Genomic DNA, 1,972 nt, shown 5'->3' on the forward strand with positions numbered 1-1,972 from the left:
CATCCTTCTACTGCAATCTTTCAAATTCTTCTCACGATATCCTTCACACTAACCCTTCCTCCGAAGCGGGATGCAAAAGTAAGAAAATTTAACGCCCCCACAAACAATATCATCCTTATAATTGTATCACATTCCTAACTACATGATTCACAGTACAAAAGAATAACCTAGAATTAACAGAAAAGTCAAAATCGGACTTAAAAGATGGAGTAAACCTTCCAATAGCACTTCTGAAATACCATCATATAATGGAAATCCTATTTCACAAGCCCTGAGGAATACCAGTGCAGCAGTAAAAGAATAAATAAATTCCCTAAGTATAGCATCTCCTTTTATTCGGAAAGGATTCGGTACAACTCCAAATTCAGGTAGTAATTAGCCCCATGTATGGTTCGCTTTTCCAAAATACCTAAACTCGCCAGCTGATCCAGATACTTTCTAGCTGTATTCTCAGCATATAGCCCCATCGACGTAAAGTGCTTTACCCTGGTATAAGGTTGACTAAACAATGCGGACACCAAAGATTCAGGTCGCAGTATATTTCCTTCTTCAATAACTGCAGACAAAATTGCCTCCTGCGCAGAAATGATATCATTAATCTTATGATAGGTCAGATCAGAGGTGATCTCTATTGCTTTCAGCATATACAATAGCCAACTTTTCCAGTTCCCTCGCTGACTAATTCCAGACAGCCCTGCATAGTAGTCCTCCTTATGCTTCATGATATAACTACTTAAAAACAAAATCGGATAATCCAGTAATCCTTTATTAGTCAAATAATGAATATTGAAGATTCTACCAGTACGTCCATTTCCATCCCTAAAAGGATGAATCGCTTCAAATTGATAATGAGCAATTGCCATCTTGATCAGAGGGTCAATAGGATACTTCAAATCATCATTTAAAAAATCAATCAGATTGTCCAGTTTTGATTCTATAACTCCCTTCCCTCTCGGTGGTGTATAAGATGCCTTTCCGGCATTTGGGCCAGTTCCCGATTCTTTAATATAAATCTGTGCTATAGGTGTTCGGATTCCATCACTAAACTGGCTCACTACCTGATACATTTTTACAAAGTATGCTTTATCAAATTTCCCGCTGAGCTTCAGGTGATCATGACCTAACCATAATGCTTCCCTATAATTAAGAATTTCCTTCGTAGGACCATCTGATTGCTTTGCTTCGTCTTCACTATATGCTTTATAAAGCTCATCATCTGTAGTAAAAATATTTTCAATTGCACTAGAAGCTTTTGCTTCTTGTAAGCTGATAGAATTTATTAGTAAAGCCTGATTAGGTATAGCAATGCTCCGGCCCTGCAATCTACCTATGGATGCTTTTGCCTGCCCCAGCAGTTTATAAATCTCCAAATCCTCATATAGATTTTCATCTATAGGTAAATCTGGCAAATCATTCCAGGGTTTATTACGATCAGCGTTTATCTTATAGGCCATATTCAAATATACACAAATATCGCAGCATACCTTAAAATAGCCAAATTTTAAGGTATGCTGCGATATTGACCTTAAAAACAAGGTACAGCAGTTAACTCACCTTAACTTTCTCTTTTTTTAAGGTTAGCTTCAATTCTAGTCTCAAAATATTGCAAGGGCTTTACGCGTGTATTCAACACAATTACTGGAAATTATCCTAATTAGCTTTAATTACAATCCGAAAAAAGGAACCATATCTATCGTTTAAATAACAATTTAAGTGATCAAGGATAAGGCATCAGCTGTAGATTATGCCTGGTGATGGATTTTCAGCTATACAGCTATGGAAACTTTTCAGTCATAAAAAAAGGCTGTATACAAGAAAAGCCTGTAGTTTTCACTACAGGCTTACTTTAAGATTTGGCACCGACCTACTCTCCCACGTGTTACCGCAGTACCATCGGCTCTGGCGGGCTTGACTTCTCTGTTCGGAATGGGAAGAGGTAGACACCGCCGATATAGGCACCTAAATATTTTTA

Annotated in this window: 1 protein-coding gene and 1 rRNA gene; both read right to left on the reverse strand. The window is 37.6% G+C overall.

All coding sequences use genetic code 11. The annotated features are described in order from the left end of the window. Positions 1–332: 332 nt before the first annotated feature. Positions 333–1,454, reverse strand: a complete 1,122-nt coding sequence (locus tag H9X96_RS22355) for a Fic family protein (protein WP_187668418.1) — start codon at positions 1,452–1,454, stop codon at positions 333–335. 397 nt (positions 1,455–1,851) lie between these two features. Then, positions 1,852–1,963: ribosomal RNA gene (rrf, locus tag H9X96_RS22360) — 5S ribosomal RNA — on the reverse strand. Between the last annotated feature and the right edge of the window lie 9 nt (positions 1,964–1,972).

Origin of the sequence: Pedobacter sp. N36a (assembly GCF_014472395.1) — a bacterium.
In the GTDB taxonomy this organism is placed as follows: domain Bacteria; phylum Bacteroidota; class Bacteroidia; order Sphingobacteriales; family Sphingobacteriaceae; genus Pedobacter.

Excerpts from the sequence above, each read along its gene's own strand:
- H9X96_RS22355 (WP_187668418.1), bottom strand. The coding sequence starts at position 1,454 with ATGGCCTATAAGATAAACGCTGATCGTAATAAACCCTGGAATGATTTG.